The sequence below is a fragment of the Parabacteroides sp. TM07-1AC genome, from assembly GCF_003480915.1.
GTDB classification, from domain to species: domain Bacteria; phylum Bacteroidota; class Bacteroidia; order Bacteroidales; family Tannerellaceae; genus Parabacteroides; species Parabacteroides chongii.
On record NZ_QUKD01000003.1, the window covers coordinates 214,045 to 235,048 of the forward strand.

16 protein-coding genes are annotated in these 21,004 nt (G+C 43.3%); 9 read left to right on the plus strand and 7 right to left on the minus strand.

The features are described from left to right. Nucleotide 1: 1 nt before the first annotated feature. The 7 genes from porV to DXD68_RS08670 all read right to left on the minus strand — a co-directional run bounded on the left by porV (nucleotide 2) and on the right by DXD68_RS08670 (nucleotide 13,140). Nucleotides 2-1,201, minus strand: a complete 1,200-nt coding sequence (gene porV, locus DXD68_RS08640) for a type IX secretion system outer membrane channel protein PorV (RefSeq protein WP_122361248.1) — start codon at nucleotides 1,199-1,201, stop codon at nucleotides 2-4. Between the two features lie 69 nt (nucleotides 1,202-1,270). Beyond that, complete coding sequence (porU, locus tag DXD68_RS08645) at nucleotides 1,271-4,660, minus strand: type IX secretion system sortase PorU (protein ID WP_122361249.1); 3,390 nt, start codon at nucleotides 4,658-4,660, stop codon at nucleotides 1,271-1,273. 87 nt (nucleotides 4,661-4,747) lie between these two features. Next, on the minus strand, nucleotides 4,748-5,362 hold the full coding sequence (locus DXD68_RS08650) for a fumarylacetoacetate hydrolase family protein (protein ID WP_122361250.1): 615 nt from the start codon (nucleotides 5,360-5,362) through the stop codon (nucleotides 4,748-4,750). Nucleotide 5,363: 1 nt separating this feature from the next. Further along, nucleotides 5,364-6,014 (minus strand): redox-sensing transcriptional repressor Rex, encoded by a 651-nt coding sequence (locus DXD68_RS08655; RefSeq protein WP_122361251.1) that lies wholly within the window; start codon nucleotides 6,012-6,014, stop codon nucleotides 5,364-5,366. A gap of 281 nt (nucleotides 6,015-6,295) precedes the next feature. Then, on the minus strand, nucleotides 6,296-9,619 hold the full coding sequence (locus DXD68_RS08660) for a DUF6383 domain-containing protein (protein ID WP_147382986.1): 3,324 nt from the start codon (nucleotides 9,617-9,619) through the stop codon (nucleotides 6,296-6,298). 910 nt (nucleotides 9,620-10,529) lie between these two features. Beyond that, on the minus strand, nucleotides 10,530-11,984 hold the full coding sequence (locus DXD68_RS08665) for an aminoacyl-histidine dipeptidase (RefSeq protein ID WP_122361253.1): 1,455 nt from the start codon (nucleotides 11,982-11,984) through the stop codon (nucleotides 10,530-10,532). A gap of 142 nt (nucleotides 11,985-12,126) precedes the next feature. Beyond that, the gene (locus tag DXD68_RS08670; RefSeq protein ID WP_122361254.1) at nucleotides 12,127-13,140 is read right to left on the minus strand and encodes a lysylphosphatidylglycerol synthase transmembrane domain-containing protein; all 1,014 of its coding nucleotides are present in this window, start codon (nucleotides 13,138-13,140) and stop codon (nucleotides 12,127-12,129) included. A 96-nt stretch (nucleotides 13,141-13,236) separates the two neighbouring features. On the opposite strand from DXD68_RS08670, the gene rsmA reads away from it, so the two are divergent. The 9 genes from rsmA (at nucleotide 13,237) to DXD68_RS08715 (ending at nucleotide 20,967) form a co-directional block, all read left to right on the plus strand. Next, the gene (gene rsmA, locus DXD68_RS08675; RefSeq protein ID WP_122361255.1) at nucleotides 13,237-14,040 is read left to right on the plus strand and encodes a 16S rRNA (adenine(1518)-N(6)/adenine(1519)-N(6))-dimethyltransferase RsmA; all 804 of its coding nucleotides are present in this window, start codon (nucleotides 13,237-13,239) and stop codon (nucleotides 14,038-14,040) included. Nucleotides 14,041-14,066: 26 nt separating this feature from the next. Beyond that, complete coding sequence (locus DXD68_RS08680; protein WP_122361256.1) at nucleotides 14,067-15,782, plus strand: phosphoethanolamine transferase; 1,716 nt, start codon at nucleotides 14,067-14,069, stop codon at nucleotides 15,780-15,782. Then, on the plus strand, nucleotides 15,779-17,116 hold the full coding sequence (gene mgtE / locus DXD68_RS08685; RefSeq protein ID WP_199715615.1) for a magnesium transporter: 1,338 nt from the start codon (nucleotides 15,779-15,781) through the stop codon (nucleotides 17,114-17,116). The genes DXD68_RS08680 and mgtE overlap by 4 nt, the downstream gene beginning before the upstream one ends. A 101-nt stretch (nucleotides 17,117-17,217) precedes the next feature. Then, complete coding sequence (locus DXD68_RS08690) at nucleotides 17,218-17,568, plus strand: CidA/LrgA family protein (protein ID WP_122361258.1); 351 nt, start codon at nucleotides 17,218-17,220, stop codon at nucleotides 17,566-17,568. Then, complete coding sequence (locus tag DXD68_RS08695) at nucleotides 17,561-18,259, plus strand: LrgB family protein (RefSeq protein ID WP_122361259.1); 699 nt, start codon at nucleotides 17,561-17,563, stop codon at nucleotides 18,257-18,259. The genes DXD68_RS08690 and DXD68_RS08695 overlap by 8 nt, the downstream gene beginning before the upstream one ends. Nucleotides 18,260-18,427: 168 nt before the next feature. Beyond that, nucleotides 18,428-18,994, plus strand: a complete 567-nt coding sequence (gene efp / locus DXD68_RS08700; RefSeq protein ID WP_122361260.1) for an elongation factor P — start codon at nucleotides 18,428-18,430, stop codon at nucleotides 18,992-18,994. A 54-nt stretch (nucleotides 18,995-19,048) separates the two neighbouring features. Then, nucleotides 19,049-19,729, plus strand: a complete 681-nt coding sequence (radC, locus tag DXD68_RS08705; protein ID WP_122361261.1) for a RadC family protein — start codon at nucleotides 19,049-19,051, stop codon at nucleotides 19,727-19,729. A gap of 147 nt (nucleotides 19,730-19,876) precedes the next feature. Next, the gene (locus DXD68_RS08710; protein WP_122361262.1) at nucleotides 19,877-20,194 is read left to right on the plus strand and encodes an SUF system Fe-S cluster assembly protein; all 318 of its coding nucleotides are present in this window, start codon (nucleotides 19,877-19,879) and stop codon (nucleotides 20,192-20,194) included. After that, nucleotides 20,191-20,967, plus strand: coding sequence for a UDP-2,3-diacylglucosamine diphosphatase (locus DXD68_RS08715; RefSeq protein ID WP_122361263.1), 777 nt, complete (start codon nucleotides 20,191-20,193; stop codon nucleotides 20,965-20,967). Before DXD68_RS08710 ends, DXD68_RS08715 begins: the two co-directional genes overlap by 4 nt. The last annotated feature ends 37 nt before the right edge of the window (nucleotides 20,968-21,004 follow it).

The following is a 21,004-nucleotide window of genomic DNA, read 5'->3' on the forward strand; positions in this document are numbered from 1 at the left end:
ATTATCTGAACAGGTTCTTGATTCCGTCCATATCGAACGACAGAGAGAAACGAAGCGTCTGGTCCAACGGGTTACTCTGAACCGTACTTACCAGATAAGCGGCATCCAACTGGAATACACTCATACGGAAACCGGCCCCGACAGAGAAATACTGACGGTTACCTTTATTGGCATTTTCATAGAAATAACCTCCACGAACGAAGAACTGGTCATTATAGCTATACTCTGCACCGATAGAAACCATTACTTCCTGCAACTCTCCTTTGAACCCGTCGGGTGAATCACCGAAAGATTTGAAGATACCGGAAATACCGGATACATCTCTATACTCTTCCTTTTTCTTGTCGTATTCTTCCTTTTCTTCATCTGTATACCCTTCACGCAGATAAGGCAGACTGGGAACCAAATATTTACTCAGATCAAGGTACAGACCGATCCGGTTAAAATCATCGATCGGATACAGCAAACCAGTTCCCACACGAAGAGTCGTCGGGATAAATTCATTGTGTTCTCCACCGTCATAAGATATCTTCGTACCGATATTTGATACATTAAAACCGAAACTCCACAAACACTCGCTGTTACCCAAGATTACATATTTCTCCAGATAACCGGCGATATCCGCTGCAAAGGCATTACCAGGCACACGACTTTCATCGGAAGGATCCGATCCCATATCGGAACGGATATAACGCATGGCAACAGCCATTGAATAAGACTCTGATAATTTACGGCTATAACTTACGTCGAAAGCCATTTCATACGGACTTACAGAATAACCGCCGGTCGATTCTCCACTAATAGGATTATAGGGAACGTCTCCCAAAGAGAAATAACGTAGAGAAGCACCTACCGCCTGCAAATCACTGTCGCCAATCTTATAATATCCCGACAAGTTCGCCAAAGCCACGTCGTTTACCAACTTACGCAACCAGGGAGTATATGACAAAGATACTCCCGCCTTACTATACATAAATGCATACTTTGCCGGATTCCAATATTGAGAGTTTATATCGGGAGTAGTCGAAGCACCGTTGTCACCCATTGCACCACCACGGGCATCAGGAGCGATAGACAGTGAAGGTACTGCCGTATTAACCGGAGCAAATTTAGCCTTATCACCTTCGGCATGTAACGCCGTAAAAGTTGTCAAAAAGCTGATTACAACTATAAGTGTACTGATTTTTAATTCTTTTGTCATACTATATCTGTTAAAAACAAGGGAACCGAAAAGTTACCTTACGAACATATAAACTGATTTTGACTTACTTTATTGTGCGAGGATTATTAATTTCTTTGCATCCGTTGCTTCTTTAGAACCTCCGCTACTGATTGCCGCACGATAGATATATACGCCGGGACGAAGACGTCCTCCTCTGTTATTCGTCAGATCCCAGGTTACCGTATACGATTTGAACAGTTCGGAGGCTCCGGTTTCCTGATGTTTCCATTGCAGGCGCCCCATCATATCGTATACCATAATACCAACCGTCAACTGGCTTTCCGGACGGTTATGGAACAAGTGGAACTCTACCTGTTCGCGTGCCGGACTCGGTGTTGCCGTCAACTCCAGCAGGTAAGGCTTCAATCCTTCCACTACTTCAAATTCAAAATCGTAGGTAGTAGAATTATTCTGAATATCCCACACTTTAAACTCAGCAGTATGCATACCCGGTGCCAGGGCAGGAAGCAGATACTTCACGATACCTTCTCCATCCGTTCCGGGGATCAGCTCATAATAACTGTTCAGGTTGAAGCTGAGTGACGGATCGCCGTCAACGATCAGCATCATATCATGTCCGATACTGCTACCGGTTATATTCACGCCGCTCTTGTCCCAAAGACGTGCCACAAAGAACGGAGTCGTATTAACGGGACCGCCGCTTACAAATGTAGAATCATTCATATACAAGGAACGTATCTCCGGTCCATCGGAATCGTCTTCCGCATTATCATCCGTACCTCCGACACGATAATTCAGATAAGCCCCCTGTGCTTCCAGGTTATTCGTTTCATCCGAAGCATACAGGTTCATCTTTCCGAATTCATTCGAATAAGAAATATCTTTCGGAACGGTAAAGGTAAAGCTGAATTTTCCAGCACGAACCGAATCGTTTCCGACAAAGAGAATATTTGAATAATCCGTATATTTAAATGTCTTGCCGGTCTTGTTGTTATCCAATGTTTCGTAAGAAACACGGCTATCCAGTACGGTCGGGTTTAGCAAACCGGTAAAGTCTGTAGCAATATTACCATCCGCATTCAGTACTTCGCCTTCCACTGTAATCTTTTGCAATGCCTTAAAAGCGACCGGCTCGTCTGTTACCGGATTACCGTTTATCGTCGTCACTTGCATCCGGTATTCCGGATAAGCCAGTTTCAACGCCGGGTCACCGATCAGGGAGAATCCGAGCTTATACCGGCTTGCACTCAAATCCCGCTTGGTTTGTTTCATTACTTCGCCCAGTGTCAGGCGGCGTCCGTTCTTTTTCTCGAACAAATTCCGGATCAACATCTGATTGATCGTGAAGTTGGGAGAAGAATAAGCCACACGGGTTGTCGTAAACAGACCGATACCGCCACTGACCTTATTCAGGAAAACCTGCTCGCCGGCAGAAGTAACCGGAGCGTCAAAACGACAGAAGTCGCAAGTCGCCGTGATCCAGATAGGCAGACGTTTATAAGTTGATTTCGTAATATCGCTTTCAGTCAGTACCTTTTCATCACTCCAGGAAGTTGTATTACCGTGTCCGGTATAGTTAATCAGCAGTAAACCGTTCTTCAGTTGTTTCTGAATATTCGTTTTCACATCCGGATAAGTAGCCAATCCGGCCGAAACATCTTTTTTATAAGAATCGAAATAAATCTTATTGACAAGGAACTCCGGATGGCTTTCATTGATATATTCGCCCAGCTGGTCAGCCTGACTTGCATGATCTGTCATATAACTGTCAGCACTGTTTCCGTCGTCTGCGACAAAGCAAACATTGTTTTTCCAGGATCCGGTATCTTTATTATCCATATAACTGATCACCTTATCCACCATATTACTCGCCTCTGCCTGCGTCCGGACTGGGAAACGACCGATACCGATATCCAGCCTCATAGAGCTTAATCCTTTGCCATTGTTGCTGTCATCCAAAAATCCGAAATAATCGTCGATCACAAAAGATTCTTCATCCAGCGATTCTTCCGTCTGATAGGTCAGCAGCATATTACTTGTCGTTACATTCTTCCAGCTAGAAGTAATGAAACGGTTATCGAACGCGCCATCTCCGAAAAGAAGCAGATACTTGGGCGCATCGGCCTCCGAAGTCCGACGATCGTAGAACATCTTCATGAAACGACGATAGGCAGTAGCATCCGGCGTACCGCTCGAAAACTCATTATAAATAGCCTCCGGTGCAACCACCTGTACAGTCAGTCCGTCGCGTGTACGGTGAGCCTCAGCCAGCCGTTCTGCCTGCGAAGCCAATCCCGGTTGAGCGATAATGATCATATCTGTCTGCGGTAATGCGTGCAAATCCTGATTTGCCACTTCACCGATCACTTTCGGAGTAGGGAACGTCTGGTTTCTCTGTACCAAAGCAAACTCCCTCAGCGTTCCTGCAGGGATGGAAAAAGTCAATTCGCTCCCGCTCAGTTCCGTTTCCATCCGTTTCGGATTCAACTTATCCGTCACATCGAAAACCAAGGTGTTCGCATTGGCGTTCTGAACCGTAAAACGAGATGCATTGTTAACAGAAGCCAAACTACGAAAGAATGTACAGACACCATAAGGCTGCAACTCCCGCTTCATCTGCAAACGGATAAAATCGAGATGAACATTCTTATCTCCCAGTTTCCCGTATCTTACATTCACTTTTACACTGGAACTTTTATCTCCTTTCCAATCCACTACCTGATAAACCGGACGCGCCATTACATACGTATCGTATTTCCCGTTTGCGTTAGCGATGGTCCGCTCCAACAGTTTTTCTCCGTCTACGCTCATGCTCACGCTACCCGTACCGGTGATCGGCTTAGCGATGAAACGCAAGGTCACCTTGCCGTCATCATTGGTTATACCCGTTATACCGGTAAATGAGAAATCCCTGGAAAGAGTCATATCCATGGCTTCCCCGAAAAGTTCCCGTCCCGAATTATTCACAGAGACCAGGTCTTTTTCATGTAACAGATAATCGTCGAACGTCGTCACCTTCAAAGAGGCACCGGCAGCAGAAGCCACTGATTCCATCTCTTTCGTTGCAGTCGCATCCGTCAGGAAGTAATAGCCGTAATCAGAATAGGGATTATTGGTATGGACAAAACTCTTCGATTCCTGGTCGTACGTCCAGTTGATAACACCGCAACCATAGAACAGGAGATAATCGTCACCACGCCAGACTGGCACGGCAGGCACATCGTCTATATACGGATTCGAGAAATTTTCGTCCAGCATACAACCGCCGTAACCGTGTACGGAAACCTTAGCCGGATCCGAAAATCCCATCCCGCGAAGGTCTGCATATGTCAGTTTATAAATTCCCCGGTCTTCGACCTGTATTTTCACCCATTTCCCGGACGATAAAGCAGAGCTGGCTGCATATTTGCTACCATCCGCCCAGACAGAAGTAAAAAAGCAGATACTTATTATGAATGTATATAATAGTCGTAACATACTTGTTTCAATTGACAATTGACAGTTGACAATTGACAATTATTTGTACCATCTATTAATTATCAATTATCAATTGTTAATTGTCCATTATTTAATATGGAAATCAAGTAGCTTCTGTTCACCGATATACCCTTGCAAATGATCATTGATGCTAACGGGTCCCACACCTGCCGGTGTTCCTGTAAAAATCAAATCACCTATCTTCAAGGTAAAGAAACGGCTCACATAAGCGATAATCCTGTCGACCGGGAAAAGCATATCAGAGGTATTTCCCTCCTGCACTTTCTGACCGTTTATATCCAGATGAAACGGGATACGGTTGATATCCCCCACTCTGTCCAAAGGTACAAACGTTCCGACAACAGCCGAATTATCAAAAGCTTTACTGATCTCCCAGGGTAATCCTTTCGCACGCAGCTCTCTTTGCAGATCACGGGCGGTAAAATCGATACCGACAGTTACTTCATTATAGTAACGATGTGCAAAACGTTCGGCGATATTCTTACCCAGCCGGTCTATCTTTACAACGATCTCCGTTTCATAATGTATTTCCGAAGAAAAATCGGGAATAAAAAACGGTTTTCCATCCTTCAACAGGGAGGAGTCGGATTTCATAAAGATAGTAGGCTCCGATAATTCTAACGAATGATGCAGCTCTTTATTGTGCTCTGCATAATTCATTCCTACTGCTATAATCTTCATTTCAGTGATTAATTGAGTTCAAACGATTAAACATGACTGCCAGATGGGCATACATGGAAGTATTCTGTACCACAATATGTTCCGGGACACGGATACGGAACGGGGTAAAGTTCCACAGCGCTTTGATACCTCCGGCAATAATCTGTTCAGTCACCTCTTGTGCCTTGTCTACAGGCACGGTAATAACACCTATCGTCGCCCCGAACTCTTTCTGTTTGGCAGGGAAGTCATCCAAATGGAAAACCGGAATACCATTCACAACCGTACCTGCTAGTTCCTTGCGGACATCAAAGCCGGCAACAATCTCCAGTCCGTACTGATTCAACCCGGTATCCTGCAACAGAGCTGCTCCCAAACTACCGACACCGAATAAAAAAGCCTTGTGTTGTGCAGTAAAACCCAAAAAATCTTCCAACACATCAACAAGGGCGCAAATATCATAACCTACCCTGGTTTTCCCCGAAATATTTACAAACGAAAGATCTTTCGCCACCTGGCTGGGATCTACATTAATTTCTTTAGCAATCTGGGTAGATGATACAAACGTCTCTCCCTTGCCTTTCATCAGTTTCAGAAAAGCAAGATACCAAGGTAGTCTCCGAAGCGTCGGCTCAGGAATTTTCCAGGCTTGTTTTAATTCATCATTAGCCATTATTCTTATTCATAATTAATGTAGCTTACAAAAGTACAACTTTTTTCTTTCTTAGCTAGTTTACCGGGGATTTTATATAATAAGAAAGCCCGGCAGATAAACTCCGCCGGGCTCTGTTTTTGTCTGTCTTCTCTCTTCACAGAGGTAGAACAGAAGAACTTTATTTCATTACTTTAGTATTAATATCTACCACCTGTTCGCCCTCACGGGGTACTTTGTGTAAGGATGTCCTTACAACACATGGTAAACAATTTAGAATTATTTTGATTATAAATTATTTCTTATTTTACGATTGCTTTAACAGCAGCTTCGCCTTCGACAGCAACTACAACCACACCGGCAGGAGCAGAGATTGTAGCTTCATCAGAAGAAACAACTATGTTAGCAATTGTCTGACCAAGTACGTTGCTGATAGCAACATTCTTACCGGCAGCTCCCTTCACAATGATAGCGCCGTTAGCTGCTACAACCTTGATTGAAGATGTGTTAATGTTTTCGTTAGCAACTGTTTCGTCCGGATCAACCAAGAAACGAGTGGCACCTTCAATGTCGGAACCTAATGTCAGCTGGTTGTTGATCTGGATCAAATAACCGTTAGTTTTGTTACGAATTACATACGTACCATCTTCATCTCCTGATTCAATTACCTGGAATTTGAAGTTGTTCAAACCACCTACAACACCAGTTACTTTATTTGCCTTTTCTGCAACCTTAGTCTGCTTACCGTCGACTACAGTCTGCAAAGTATCAGAGTTGATACCGGCTGCCGCCTTAAAGATCAGACGCGTCTGATACTTGTCGTTACCATTGGCAAATGTATACTTCTGCCAATTGGTTACACGCTTACTATCAGCTGAGTCTTTTGCAAAATACAGGAAGTGACGAGCATTATCCACCTTTTTAGAGATATAGAATGAAGGAACATTCGTATCTGTATCTACTGTATCCAATCTGAATGTCATCTTATCGAACGGATTCAGAATACCGTTTTTATCTTCGTTCATATAAAGAGCTCCGAAACCGTCTTTTTCGTTGAATTCAGTTTCCTGCGGAACAGGATTCAATGTACCATATACTTTTTCTGCAACTAAGAAAGTCTTAACCGGCATATTTGCCATAACTTGATAGTCATAATAATAACCATATACCCATGCACGAACATCTACGTTTTCATCTTCTGCAACTTCACCAGATTGCAACTCCGAACTAACTAACAAGACATTTTGTGAGCGAGGACTCTGGAAATTGTTAGCAGGGGTAGTTGTTGCAAATACAGATACAGAACCATCTACATTGTATTTGATAATGTGTTCAGCTTCTGTTTTTGATAAGTTACCTGTATTCAGATAATATTCATCAGTTTCATCCGGTGCAAACAGTCTTATATTGTAAGAATAGAAAGCAACAGTATCTTTCTTAGTCTGAGCAGTTACAACTCTATCGTTTGCGATATAGATGAAGTCATTCAGGATATAAGATACTTTGTCTTCTTTGGGTGCTGCAGTTTTCTTTACACGAATCAGTTCAAACTGGTCAGCAGTCTTAGAGGTTACAACTCCATTTGCAGCTTTTGTAAAGTCGTATTCACCAGTCTTTTTATCTCTCGGAACGGCAGCATACAATCTATCGTCAGCTTCAGCGGTCTTAGCGAATTCGAAAGTAAACAAGCCTTGTTCGCTTTGGGCAGTTTCGAATGTAGCGAATTTATCTACATTTTCTTTCTTGATCAACTCCACCTGCATACCTCTGATTTCTTTATCTTTCAGAACAAGTTTTCCATTTTCCGTATAAGCCACCTGCAATTTCTGATCACGTGTCAAACCATCAGGAAGCGACGGATAAATTGTATAAACATTTTCACCCAGTTCTTCTTCATCATACAGTACTACCGATACAGACGCTTTTGTCAGACGATTTGTAATCTTAACAGTTTCATAGTTATCGTCATCATCATTATCAGCAACACCTGTAACAACAAACTGATACAACGGATCGTTTTCGTTAGCTCCGTCGTTTACACTTGGCATAGCAGCAAATGTAAAGCTACCATTAGACTCAAGGGTCAGATACTGACCATACTCAGAAACTTCTTCATTGGCAGCTTCTTCTGCACCGCTGACAAACTTGATAGCATAGATAGCCGGAGTTGCATCATTGTTCAACAGTTCTTTCACGTCTGCGATAGTTGTTGAAGGAACAGCTTTTACTTTTACAGCGTTACCGTTAGTTACCAGATAAACAAATTCTTCTGTTGTATCAACATTGTCGTTGTTGGTATTAGGTATTTTACCAATAGTGACTTTTTTGAAATATTCATGTTTGTCATCACCTTTCTTATCCAAACGGGCATTGGCAACAGACAAGCTATATTCGTCATTCTTTGACAACGGGTTGATTTCTGTGATTGTGAAACATGCGTTACCAACGAATACTTCATCCTTTTTGGAGTCCATATTAGCGTTATACTTTTCATTATTCTTAGCCGTTTCAGCATCATAGTAATTCATGTCGCTACCTTTCACAGTAGTCAATGTAAAACCTTTACCATCTTCACGTTTTGTATTCGTGATTGTAGTGAAGTCCTGCGGATCGATAGCCAAGAAAGTCATTTTTTGGAACAATTCCTTTTCGGCCGCGTTATCAATAATGTTATCTTCCAGAATAGCTTTTCCTTCTTCTGTTTTAGCCAATTCTTTCCAAGAATCTCCTGTTGCCAAATAGATACCTGCCGGGATTTCAAAATAGTTACCACTTTGGTCTTCCCAACCGATAGAGTCACCAGTTGCAGCCTGTGCACCAGCCAACTTCACTCTGAAAGCTCTCAAATCCAAGTCTTTGAAGATGTTGTCGATTACCGTTTCACCATCAGGGAATGTGAATTGGAAGCCTTTACCACCTTTCTGGTCGTTCAGTTCATCGACTACATCAACAACTCTATCTTCCATAGTAACAATAAGGAGGCTTGCAGATGTACCGCCACCAACACCAATACCGCCACTTACATCAGTAGTATTACCTTCTTCCACCATGAAATTATTTGCTCCACAACTAGCCGGTTGATAATAAAGGGGATCTTTTTGATTAAAACGCGCACAAATATTATCATAAGTTGCAAAGTAAGTACCTTTATCATCTTTATGATAAGTCGCAGAAGTGTACGAGCCTCCAGCTTCAGTTACAACGGAATACTGTCCCCCCTTGGTACTAATAGTCACAAAGTCCCCTGTATTAGCACTTTGTAAGCTATAATAATATTTAGGAGCATCAGGAGTTCCCATTATATGCTCTTTGATATTCCAAACAGCAGCATCTTCAGCATCATCGTTTCCTGCATCCTTAAGCTCACTAAGTTTTTTTACCGTATAAGTTAATGTACCATTTTGGTCTTTTGTAGCCAAAATAACAAGATCTTGTTCATCAATCTCACCAATTGTACCACCATCACGAAGAAGAATAACATTATCCATCTGTCGAGAATCATCGGCTTTGATTTCAACCAGCTTCAGTGGTTTCCCATTCAGCATAACAGCATCCTGAGCACTAACAAACGACGAACCTGCAACCAGCATACCCGCCATCATAAGCGTAGAAAACTTTTTGTTCATAATCAATAAATTTAATATTAATAATAGTGTATATAAAAGTCCTTCTCGTTTGGCTCGTTTAAACTGCCCAAATACAAATGACGAGTTTAAACGTTCCTTTTTTCTCGTCATCATTTAGGACTTTGTAACTGAAAGTTGTAATTTCGTACTAACTTTGCTATTCAATTGATAAGAAAGCATATAAGCAAGAAAATTTTATTTTGAAAAAGATTGGCAGTTAAAAAGAATCTAGTAACTTTGCTGGCGAGAATAAAGGAACGTTTAAATTAGTCACTCATAATACCGTACATTCCTTATTATTCAAAGTATATACCAATTTACCTCTATTTTATATATCTACAAACATGCATATTTCAATGTACGTGCGTACATTATTATATATTATTTCTCCCCATTGTGGCATCACAACTAATCTATTACATATTATCAACTGTTATTCAACGTCTTATAGATGACGCCGTAATAGAACAATGGCGTCACTCACCACTCTTCAATGCCATTGTTACGGAGCATACGACAATTAAAATCCATCCCCCTTAAAACCAAGATTAAAACATAGGACTATTTAGGGCATTTTTCCTATACTTTATAAGCGTAAGGCATACGTTACATATTTGCAACTAGATATTTACATTTATATAAAGCATACCTTACATTTTAGGAATAATAATATTACAAAAACAAAAGTCAGCAGGAAAAAGATTAAATAGATAGAGCTTTAGGCTTAAAGTTCCGCATAAAAGCTATTAACGATAAAAAGAATAACAACTGGAGGAAAACAAAAAAAGGTGATGCCGGAAATAACCCCGGCATCACCTCTCTATCTATTTATTTTCAAGGAATAAACCTTGTTTATCTTTTAGGTGACTCCATTAATAATGAAAAAACAAAAAGATATTCCTGTTTCTTATCAAATCCGCGCCAGCGTAGCCACGATGAAATCCCAAACTTTCTGTACAGACGGAATATTCACCCGTTCGTCCGGTGAATGCGGATGCTCCAGGTCCGGTCCGATAGAGATCATATCCATGGCAGGATAAGACTCCTGGATGATGCCACATTCCAAACCGGCATGCATTACTTTTACCGACGGCTTCTTTCCAAACAACTCTTCGTATGTCTTCTGCATCACATTCAGGATCGGAGAATTGATATTCGGCTGCCATCCGCCATAAGCACCGCCATATTCTACTTTCGCACCTGCCAGAGAGAAGACACTTTCAAGGCTGGAACATACAGATGCTTTACGGCTCTCGGAAGAACTGCGCACCAATATCTTTATTTCGATCAATTCATTCGACGACCTGACAATCGCCAGGTTGGATGAAGATTCCACCGTGCCGGGGAAATCGTTCAACATGCTGATCACGCCATTCTGACAACCTTCTATCGCATTGATGATATCGTCCTGAATCTCTTCCGGAATCAATGTAGCAGGCAAATCAGTCATATCCGCCACAAAGTCAATCTTATTCTCAATACCGGCATATTCTTCACGGAACATATCCCGATAATCAGCCACCAACTCCCACAAAGCCTCCACATTGTCGCCCGGGATCGTGATCACAGCAAACGCCTCCCGCGGAATCGCATTACGCAACGAACCGCCGTCGATAGAAGACAAGCGTGCCCCGTAATCGCAAACGGCTTCTTTCAGGAAGCGGAACATCAGTTTATTGGCATTGGCACGTCCCAGATGGATATCCACTCCGGAGTGACCGCCTTTCAGCCCTGTCAGACTCAGCTTTACAGCCACATCGCCTTCAGGAATATACGTATCTTCTTTAAACTGGATCGAAATATTCAGGTCCGCACCGCCCGCACAACCGACAAACAGTTCACCTTCTTCTTCCGAGTCGCAGTTGATCAATGTTTCTCCTTTCAGGAAACCGGATTTCAAACCGAAAGCGCCGTCCATTCCTTCTTCTTCGTCAATGGTGAAAAGAGCTTCGATCGGTCCGTGCTGAATAGTCGTATCTGAAAGCACCGCCATCGCCAACGAAGCACCGATACCGTTGTCGGCACCCAATGTCGTTTCGCGGGCTGTTACCCAATCACCGTCTATATAAGCATCAATAGGATCAGTCAGAAAATCGTGTTTTACAGAGGCGTTTTTTTGGGGAACCATATCCAAATGAGACTGCAGGACAACTGTTTTGCGATCTTCCATTCCGGGAGTAGCCGGTTTACGGATCAAAACGTTTCCAATTCCGTCCCGTAGGGTTTCCAATCCCAATCCTTTTCCAAAAGCTTCCACAAAACGAGTTACTGCTTCCATATGTCCGGTAGGACGTGGAATCTGTGTAAGGTCATAGAAATAACCCCAGACATGCTGCGGGGAAAGATTCTTGATTTCTGCTGACATAGTTTCTAAGTTGAAAGTTGGCAAATGACTGCTGACAGATAAAACTGCAACTGCCTGTTGTCAACATGATTAATAATATATTAGTAACAAACTTATTCTATAAAAAGGATAACAAACGGATTTTTTTAACAGTCGGCAGTCTCTATTGTTCTACTGCCAGCTCTTTGCTGTTATCTCTGTTGGTAAGCGGCAAAGCCACAATACCGAACAAACCGCATAACACCGTCCAGACTGTCTGTACTGTATGAACCACAAGGGCAAAAGCGGCAGCATCATTCTCGTTGACACCGAAGCAAACCAATGTAGCGATCACCATAAAATGCCAGGCTCCGATACCTGCCTGTACAGGGACGGCAACCCCGATACTACTCATGGTAAAGGCGATCAGTCCGACCGTTATCCCCAAATCGCGGGTGAAGTCAAAAGCGTAGAACGTGATATAGAAATAACAGAAGTAACCGCCCCATATCATCAGTGTCTGTAAGACGAAACGACCTTTCTGCTTTAAGAGCCAGATGCTCTTCATTCCGTCCCATACATTCAGCAACAACGCCTTTGCTTTCTGAACCAGCGTAAAGTTACTCATATATTTGAAAACAAACCAAATTCCGGCAACTAAAATTACTGCACCTACGTAAATCCATATCGAATCGAACATTTTCTGAAAGCCTTCGAGCAACGCCGGATTGCGTGCAAAGAAACTGATGAAGAAGTCGAAATTGAATATAAAGATCAGCAAAGTGATCGTTCCGACCACGATCGTATCGCTCACACGGTCGATCAGCAGGGTTCCGAACAATTTGGTGAAAGGAATCTTATCGTATTTGGTGATGATTCCGCAACGCCATACTTCCCCGACACGCGGCAATACCATATTCACGGCATAATTACCCAGCACGGCATAAATGATATTACTCATCTTGAAGCGTTCACCCAAAGAGGAGATCAACAACCCCCAACGCAATCCGCGGACCACGTTGGCAAACAAACCGAACAGCAAAGAAACCAGTATTATATCATATCTCACCCCTTCACGGATTACGCGCCATATCTCGCTGACATCCATATTGCTATACAGAAACCACAGCAACAAACAGCCAAAACCTAAGGGTAAAAATATCTTGACAAACGTTTGTAGGATACTCTTAAAATTCATTCTACGTAGGATACTTTAAATTATTTGTTGTATTTTTGTGCACCCGCAAAGATAAGCATTATATTTTAATACAAACATTTTAGATCGAATAACCGGATGAGATTAGTTAAGCCAAAGAAAGCATTAGGACAGCACTTCCTGAAGGATTTACAGATCGCACAGCGTATTTCAGACACGTTGTCGGACTACAAAGATTTACCGGTTTTAGAGATCGGTCCGGGTATGGGCGTGCTTACCCAGTATCTGCTGACGGCGGGTCACGACCTGACAGTTGTGGAACTGGATATGGAGTCAGTCGATTACCTGGAACAGAACTTTCCGGCACTCGAAGGACGTATCCTCGCTGAAGATTTCCTCAGGTTGGACCTGGCGAAACTTTTCCCCGGCCAGTTCTGCGTGATCGGAAATTATCCTTATAATATATCCAGTCAGATATTCTTTAAAGTACTCGATTATAAAGAGCATGTCCCGTGTTGTTCCGGAATGATCCAGAAAGAGGTCGCTGAACGTCTGGCAGCCGGACCGGGAAGCAAAACATATGGTATCCTGAGTGTCCTGCTGCAAGCCTGGTACACGGTGGAATATCTTTTTACTGTCAGTGAACAAGTTTTCGATCCGCCCCCAAAAGTGAAAAGCGCGGTTATCCGGATGGTCCGGAACGACCGGAAAGAACTGGGATGCGACGAAAAGCTATTCAAGACAGTGGTAAAAACGTCTTTCAATCAACGCCGCAAAACCCTACGCAATTCAATGAAGCCTTTGCTGGGCAAAGACTGCCCGGACTATGCGCTTCCTATCTTCGACAAACGCCCCGAACAGCTTTCGGTGGAACAGTTCGTCGAACTCACATTGATCGCAGACCATCATCTGAAACAAACAGGAATGATACAGAAAGAATAACAATATAAACAGCAACGTATAATTATATGAAGTCAATAGGAAAAATACTCCGTTCGCTCTTTCCAGCTAACAACTACGGTTGGATGACTCTTTTGTTTTTCCTGCTCCTTCTACCTAATTTCGTTGTTATGTTCAAGTCTAGCGATCTAGCTGGAGATTTTGTTAAACAGGCAGCTTACATGTTCTTCTCTTGCCTGATCCTATTGGTCCCGGCGCTTTTCTTCAAAGTCCGGTTCTACTTTCTTTTCCAAAGTCTTTTTCTATTGATGAGTCCTATCGAAATAGGACACATCCTATTCAGTCGAATGCCTGTCACTATCGGACTAATGTCAGCCATTCTAAATACGAACCAACAAGAGGCGTTTGAGTTAATTTACTCGATGAAAGGGTATGTGATACTCTTTCTATTGATCCTTTTGGTATTTTATGGGATTTTATTTACTCAAATTGAAAATAAACCGCTGTTCACACGACGAGGGAAGATATGGATGTGTTGTTTGTACATTTTTTTCAACCTCGCGCTATGGACTGCCATGTGGAAAATTTCCGATGACACGAACGGAACAGCTTTTCGAATACAGGCGGCAACCAACAATTTTTATTCAAAATATACCAAGACCTACCCTTGCAACTTAATAGCTGTCTTCATCGAGACCCTAGCCACCGAACAAGAGACAGAACAGATGCAAGAAAAACTAAAAGACTTCAGGTTCCATGCACAACGCCAAAAGACGATCCAAGAGAAAGAAATATATGTATTGATCATTGGCGAATCGTGCCGATACGGAAACTTTTCTGTAAACGGGTACGAACGTCCCACGTCCCCTTTACTGGAGAAAGAAAAGGATTTGATATCGTACAGCAAGGCGTTAACAACATCCAATGTAACCCACTTGGCTATACCCCAAATACTAACAAGAGCCACTCCACATGATCCGGATCGAGCGCATAAGGAAAAAGCATTGCCTGACCTTTTCATCGAATGCGGATTCCATACGGCCTGGATTGCCAGCCAGTATGCGAGCAACCGTTTTGTCAAACGCATCACAAAAGGAATGGATTATAGCTTCTTTTCCACAACCGATTTTGACTCCGCCGATAATTACGATGGTAAACTATTGCCTCACATTGATTCAGTTTTGAATATGAATAATCAGAAGCAATTAATCATAGTCCATACATTAGGTAGTCATTTTCGCTATAATGCTCGTTATCCGAAGTCATTCGAACGTTTTACGCCCTCTCTCCAGGATAATACCGGATACGATGTAATCAATCCGGACAACAAAGAGGTACTTGTCAACAGTTACGACAACAGTATCTGTTATACTGATTATGTGCTGGATGAAATCATCCGGAAGGTAGATGCCCAAGACGCCATCAGTGCAGTGGTATTCATCTCCGACCATGCAGAAAACCTATATGACGACGAACGCCATATGACTATGCATGGAAATGTAGAACCAACCATATACGAATTGCATATTCCGCTATTTATATGGACGTCAAGTGCCTATCGGAAAATTCATCCAAACAAAACAGAAACCATAAACAATCATAAAGAGAAAAAAGTCAGCACATCCAACCTATTTCATTCCTTTCTCGACCTAGCAAGCATATCTTATCCGGAAGAGAAAAAGGAAAAAAGTTTTGCATCGACAGAATTCAGAGAAGATAGTGTATGGTATATATTAACTACGGACGAACGTATCATAAACAAAAGTGACCTATGGTTGAAATGACGAAAGACTATATCGAGAACCTGAAAAATATCATCGCCGACAAAGACGATGCCAAGGCTCAGGCATTGCTTCACGATCTATATCCGGCAGATATCGCCGAATTATACCAGGAGCTGAACCTGCGGGAAGCTATCTATCTGTATTTGCTCATGGATGGCGACAAGGCTGCCGATGTCCTGATGGAACTGGATGAAGAAGATCGTCACAAGTTACTGAAAGAATTACCCAACGAGCTGATCGCCAAACGCTTCGTCGACAATATGGAAACCGACGACGCGGTAGACCTGATGCGTGAGTTGGATGAAGATACGCAGGAAGAGATTCTTTCGCATATCGAAGACGTGGAGCAGGCGGGCGATATCGTCGACCTGTTAAAGTACGACGAGGACACTGCCGGTGGTTTGATGGGTACGGAGATGATCGTGGTCAACGAGAACTGGAGTATGCCGCAGTGTATCGACGAAATGCGTAAGCAGGCGGAAGATATGGACGAAATCTATTATGTATATGTAATAGATGACGACGAACGCCTGAAAGGTGTTCTTCCCTTGCAGCGTCTGATCACCAATCCGTCTGTTTCGAAGATCAAGCATGTCATGAAGAAGGAGCCTATCTCCGTCCGCGACAGTGACAGTATCGAAGAGGTGGCTGAAACGATCGAGAAGTACGACCTTGTGGCGCTGCCGGTTGTCGACAGTATCGGACGTCTGGTCGGTCGTATCACGATTGACGACGTAATGGACGAAGTACGCGAACAGCACGAACGTGACTACCAGTTGGCTTCCGGTATCTCGCAGGACGTGGAGACTTCGGATAATGTATTTACCCAGACGGCGGCACGTCTTCCCTGGTTGCTGATCGGTATGATCGGAGGACTGGCCAACTCGGTCATTCTAGGCGGTTTCGAAGGAAATCTGGCAAGTAATCCCAAGATGGCGCTGTTCATTCCGCTGATTGGCGGGACGGGGGGTAATGTCGGAATACAATCTTCGGCTATCGTCGTACAGGGGTTGGCTAATAACTCTCTGAAACAGGATAATATTATTCCGCAGATATTAAAGGAAGGGGTCGTTTCGCTGATCAATGCCAGTATTATCAGCCTGGTCGTATTCGTATACAATTTCTTTATGCTGGGCGACAAAGGGATTACGGCTTCCGTTTCCCTCAGCTTGTTTGCAGTCGTCATGTTCGCCAGCGTTTTCGGCACGCTTGTCCCAATGACGCTCGATCGCCTGAAGATCGATCCGGCATTGGCTACAGGGCCTTTCATCACAATTACCAACGACATTATCGGAATGATGATTTATATGTTCATATCTTCGGCGTTGACGTAATAGGGAAATCAATCATCAGACTATGTTAAATTAATATGTTGTAGAACATATTTCATGTAGAACTGTTATCTTTGCAGTGAATAATAAAACAGCGAAGAAATATGCTAAAACAAGCATTTTACATTCTGTTCTTCTATTTTACCGGAGAATTTATCAGTTCTTTCATTGATGGCTTTATCCCGGGGAGCGTCATCGGTATGATATTGTTATTCCTGGCATTGGTATTCAAATGGGTCAAGCCAGCGAATGTAAAGAAGCTATCGACGATCCTGACTGAGAACATGGGGCTGTTCTTCCTTCCTGCCGGTGTCGGACTTATGAGTTCTCTCGGCATTATCTCACAATATTGGGCAGTAATCGTTACGGCATCCGTGGTCAGCACCATCCTGGTCATCGCCAGCGTCGCCCTTATCCAACAAAAACTCGGCAAGGAGGGCGAAAGCAATGAATAGTCTGGCACACTCCGAAGTATTTGCACTTACTCTAGTGATCGGTACTTACCTGGCAGCACTTGCATTATATAAAAAGACGCGTATCAGCCTGCTGAACCCGTTGCTGACTTCCATATTCGTTATCATTCTCGTTTTAAAGACAATGGGGATAGAGTACGAATCTTTCCAAAAAGGAAGCCATCTGATCCATTTCATGCTGGGTCCTTCGGTCGTAGCATTGGGATTTGTCCTCTATGACCAGATACAATATCTGAAAGGGAATGTGATTTCCATCCTTACTTCCGTATTTGTCGGAGCCATTATAGGCATCGTCAGCGTTATCGTGATCGGCGACCTGATGGGAGCCGACCAGGCATTGATCGCCTCGCTTCAACCGAAATCGGTAACAACTCCTATCGCCATGGGGATTGCGGAAAAGGCCGGCGGAATACCTTCGCTGACTGCTGTGATTGTCGTAGCCGTAGGTATATTCGGCAGTATTGTCGGACCGTTTGTCATGAAAGTACTCGGCATAGAAAGCCGGATTGCCAAGGGATTAGCCCTCGGAGCCTCTTCACACGGACTGGGCACTTCCGTTGCCATTCAGATCGGAGCTATCGAAGGCGCTTTGAGCGGATTAGCGATCGGACTGATGGGGATCATGACCGCTATTCTGGTTCCGGTAATCAGTTTTATCATTTCCCTGTTTTAGATCAATTCTTTCTCCTAGGGCTGCTGTAAATCATATTAGACTGATTTGCAACCCATTTCTAAAGAAAAAAGATAGGCATGTATTGGTTCTTTAAGAGGAAAACACTACTTTTGTACCCGAAAATGACCGGAGACAATTCAAAAAAACATTATAAATAAAAATATTCGTATGATTAATTCACAAGACATTAAAAAAGGAACTTGTATTCGTTTGGATGGCAAACTGTATTTCTGTGTTGACTTCCTTCACGTAAAACCGGGAAAAGGAAACACAATTATGCGTACTACATTGAAAGACGTAGTAAAAGGAGGCCAGATCGAACGTCGCTTCAATATCGGTGAAAAACTGGAAGATGTACGCGTAGAACGTCGTCCTTATCAATATACTTATGCAGAAGGCGAACACTACCACTTTATGAATCAGGAAACATTCGAAGATGTTATTATCGACAAAGAACTGATCAACGGCGTCGATTATATGATCGAAGGACAGATCGTTGAAGTTGTTTCCGATGCATCTACTGAAACTGTTCTTTTCGCCGATATGCCTACAAAAGTTCAGTTAAAGATCACTTATACTGAACCGGGTGTAAAAGGCGATACAGCTACTAACACATTGAAACCGGCCACAGTTGAATCAGGAGCAGAAGTTCGTGTTCCGTTGTTTATCAACGAAGGCGAAATCATCGAAATCAACACGACAGACGGTTCTTATGTAGGACGTATCCGCGAATGATACTATTACTGTAAGGGCGGTTCGCGAACCGCCCCTACCAAAACACATACAACTATGAAAATAAAAGAATGGGCAGAAGAAGACCGCCCGCGCGAAAAGATGTTACTCAAAGGCGTTGCCTCTCTCAGTGAAGCCGAACTCCTGGCTATCCTGATCGGTTCGGGCAATAGTAATGAAACAGCCGTACAACTTTCACAACGTATCCTCAACACTGTAGACAACAATCTGAATGCATTGGCAAAACTGACTATCCAGGAGCTTATTTCCGGCTTCAGAGGTATCGGTGAAGCGAAAGCCATTACGATTTGCGCCGCCCTCGAAATAGGCAAACGCCGTAATCTGGCCGACCCGATCCTCCGCCAGTCCATCCGGAGCAGCCACGACGCTTACTCCCTGTTCCACCCCTTGCTCTGCGACCTGCCTCACGAAGAGCTGTGGATCGCCCTGACCAACCGTGCAGGAAAAGTTCTGAGCAAAGTCCGGATCAGCCAGGGAGGAACCGGAGAGACCTCTGCCGACCTGCGTATCATCCTGAAAACAGCCATCAACGCACTGGCAGCAGGTATTATTCTCTGCCACAATCATCCTTCCGGAAATACCCGTCCGAGTTCACAGGACGACTCCCTCACCAAACGTCTGTATAAAGCTGCCGAATTGCTGGAAATTAATCTACTCGACCACATAATCCTCTCCGACGGGAGCTACTTCAGTTATGCAGACGAAGGACGACTTTAAAGAATTGAAAATTGAGAATTGAGAATTGAAAATTAAAGGGATAGGTGGGTAAACTATATACTAGGGTTAAATGTTTATCAGATAATTATCAATTTTCAATTTTCAATTCTCAATTATTTATTAAGTTTGCATTCAAATTAAAAAAAGATGAACAACGAATTCCTCCAAACAGAAGAAGCGATTGTCGCCATGCTGAAAACAGTATACGATCCGGAAATACCGGTCAACGTATTCGATCTCGGCTTGATATATAAAGTAGACGTAGACGACGAAAAGAACGTCCGTATAGATATGACCCTGACTGCCCCGAATTGTCCGGCAGCCGATTTCATCCTGGAAGATGTACGCATGAAAGTGGAATCGGTAGACGGTGTGAACAACGTGGAAGTCAACCTCGTATTCGAACCGGAGTGGGATAAAGACATGATGTCGGAAGAGGCAAAACTGGAACTCGGTTTCTTATGAATTCATTCCGGAAGAAGATATTTTTTGCATCGGACGCTCACCTGGGCGCCCGATTTCATAAAGACCCGCTGGCCATTGAGAAAAAGCTGGTGCGTTGGCTCGACAGCATCAAAGACGAGGCAACGGCAATCTATTTTCTGGGGGATATGTTCGACTACTGGTACGAATACAAATATGTCGTACCTAAAGGATTCATCCGTTTTCTCGGTAAACTGGCAGAACTGTCGGACAGCGGGGTAGAAATTCATATTTTCATCGGAAACCACGATATCTGGATGTTCGATTACCTGCCGAATGAGATCGGTGCAATTATTCATCGCGACGTACTGATTACCGATTTGCTGGGTAAACGTTTCTTCCTCGGTCACGGTGACGAAGTGGATTACCGCAGCAAGGCTTTCCGTTTTATCCGTGCCCTTTTCCGCAATAAATTCTGCCAATGGCTGTATGCCGGCATCCATCCCCGCTGGACTTTCGGCTTTGCATTAGGCTGGTCGCTGAGCAGCCGCAAAAAAGGATTGGAAAAGCACAAGACAAGTGAGGCAGCCGATTATCAGGGAGAAGACTGCGAATATATGGTTCTCTTTGCCAAAGAATATCTGAAAACACATCCTGATATCAACTTCTTTATTTTCGGCCATCGCCATATCATGCTCGACCTGATGCTCTCCCGCACTTCCCGCCTGCTGATAGCCGGTGACTGGATGAGACTGTTCTCGTACATTGTATGGGATGGAGAAAGCCTGTTCCTTGAACAGTTCGAAGTGGAATAAATGTTTCATACGATCATAAAAAAACTGCTCCAACCGG

Excerpts from the sequence above, each read along its gene's own strand:
- radC (WP_122361261.1), top strand. The coding sequence starts at position 19,049 with ATGAAAATAAAAGAATGGGCAGAAGAAGACCGCCCGCGCGAAAAGATG.
- mgtE (WP_199715615.1), top strand. The coding sequence starts at position 15,779 with ATGACGAAAGACTATATCGAGAACCTGAAAAATATCATCGCCGACAAA.
- DXD68_RS08660 (WP_147382986.1), bottom strand. The coding sequence starts at position 9,619 with ATGAACAAAAAGTTTTCTACGCTTATGATGGCGGGTATGCTGGTTGCA.
- DXD68_RS08715 (WP_122361263.1), top strand. The coding sequence starts at position 20,191 with ATGAATTCATTCCGGAAGAAGATATTTTTTGCATCGGACGCTCACCTG.
- rsmA (WP_122361255.1), top strand. The coding sequence starts at position 13,237 with ATGAGATTAGTTAAGCCAAAGAAAGCATTAGGACAGCACTTCCTGAAG.
- DXD68_RS08650 (WP_122361250.1), bottom strand. The coding sequence starts at position 5,362 with ATGAAGATTATAGCAGTAGGAATGAATTATGCAGAGCACAATAAAGAG.
- DXD68_RS08665 (WP_122361253.1), bottom strand. The coding sequence starts at position 11,984 with ATGTCAGCAGAAATCAAGAATCTTTCCCCGCAGCATGTCTGGGGTTAT.
- DXD68_RS08710 (WP_122361262.1), top strand. The coding sequence starts at position 19,877 with ATGAACAACGAATTCCTCCAAACAGAAGAAGCGATTGTCGCCATGCTG.
- porU (WP_122361249.1), bottom strand. The coding sequence starts at position 4,660 with ATGTTACGACTATTATATACATTCATAATAAGTATCTGCTTTTTTACT.
- DXD68_RS08680 (WP_122361256.1), top strand. The coding sequence starts at position 14,067 with ATGAAGTCAATAGGAAAAATACTCCGTTCGCTCTTTCCAGCTAACAAC.
- DXD68_RS08670 (WP_122361254.1), bottom strand. The coding sequence starts at position 13,140 with ATGAATTTTAAGAGTATCCTACAAACGTTTGTCAAGATATTTTTACCC.
- porV (WP_122361248.1), bottom strand. The coding sequence starts at position 1,201 with ATGACAAAAGAATTAAAAATCAGTACACTTATAGTTGTAATCAGCTTT.
- efp (WP_122361260.1), top strand. The coding sequence starts at position 18,428 with ATGATTAATTCACAAGACATTAAAAAAGGAACTTGTATTCGTTTGGAT.
- DXD68_RS08690 (WP_122361258.1), top strand. The coding sequence starts at position 17,218 with ATGCTAAAACAAGCATTTTACATTCTGTTCTTCTATTTTACCGGAGAA.
- DXD68_RS08655 (WP_122361251.1), bottom strand. The coding sequence starts at position 6,014 with ATGGCTAATGATGAATTAAAACAAGCCTGGAAAATTCCTGAGCCGACG.
- DXD68_RS08695 (WP_122361259.1), top strand. The coding sequence starts at position 17,561 with ATGAATAGTCTGGCACACTCCGAAGTATTTGCACTTACTCTAGTGATC.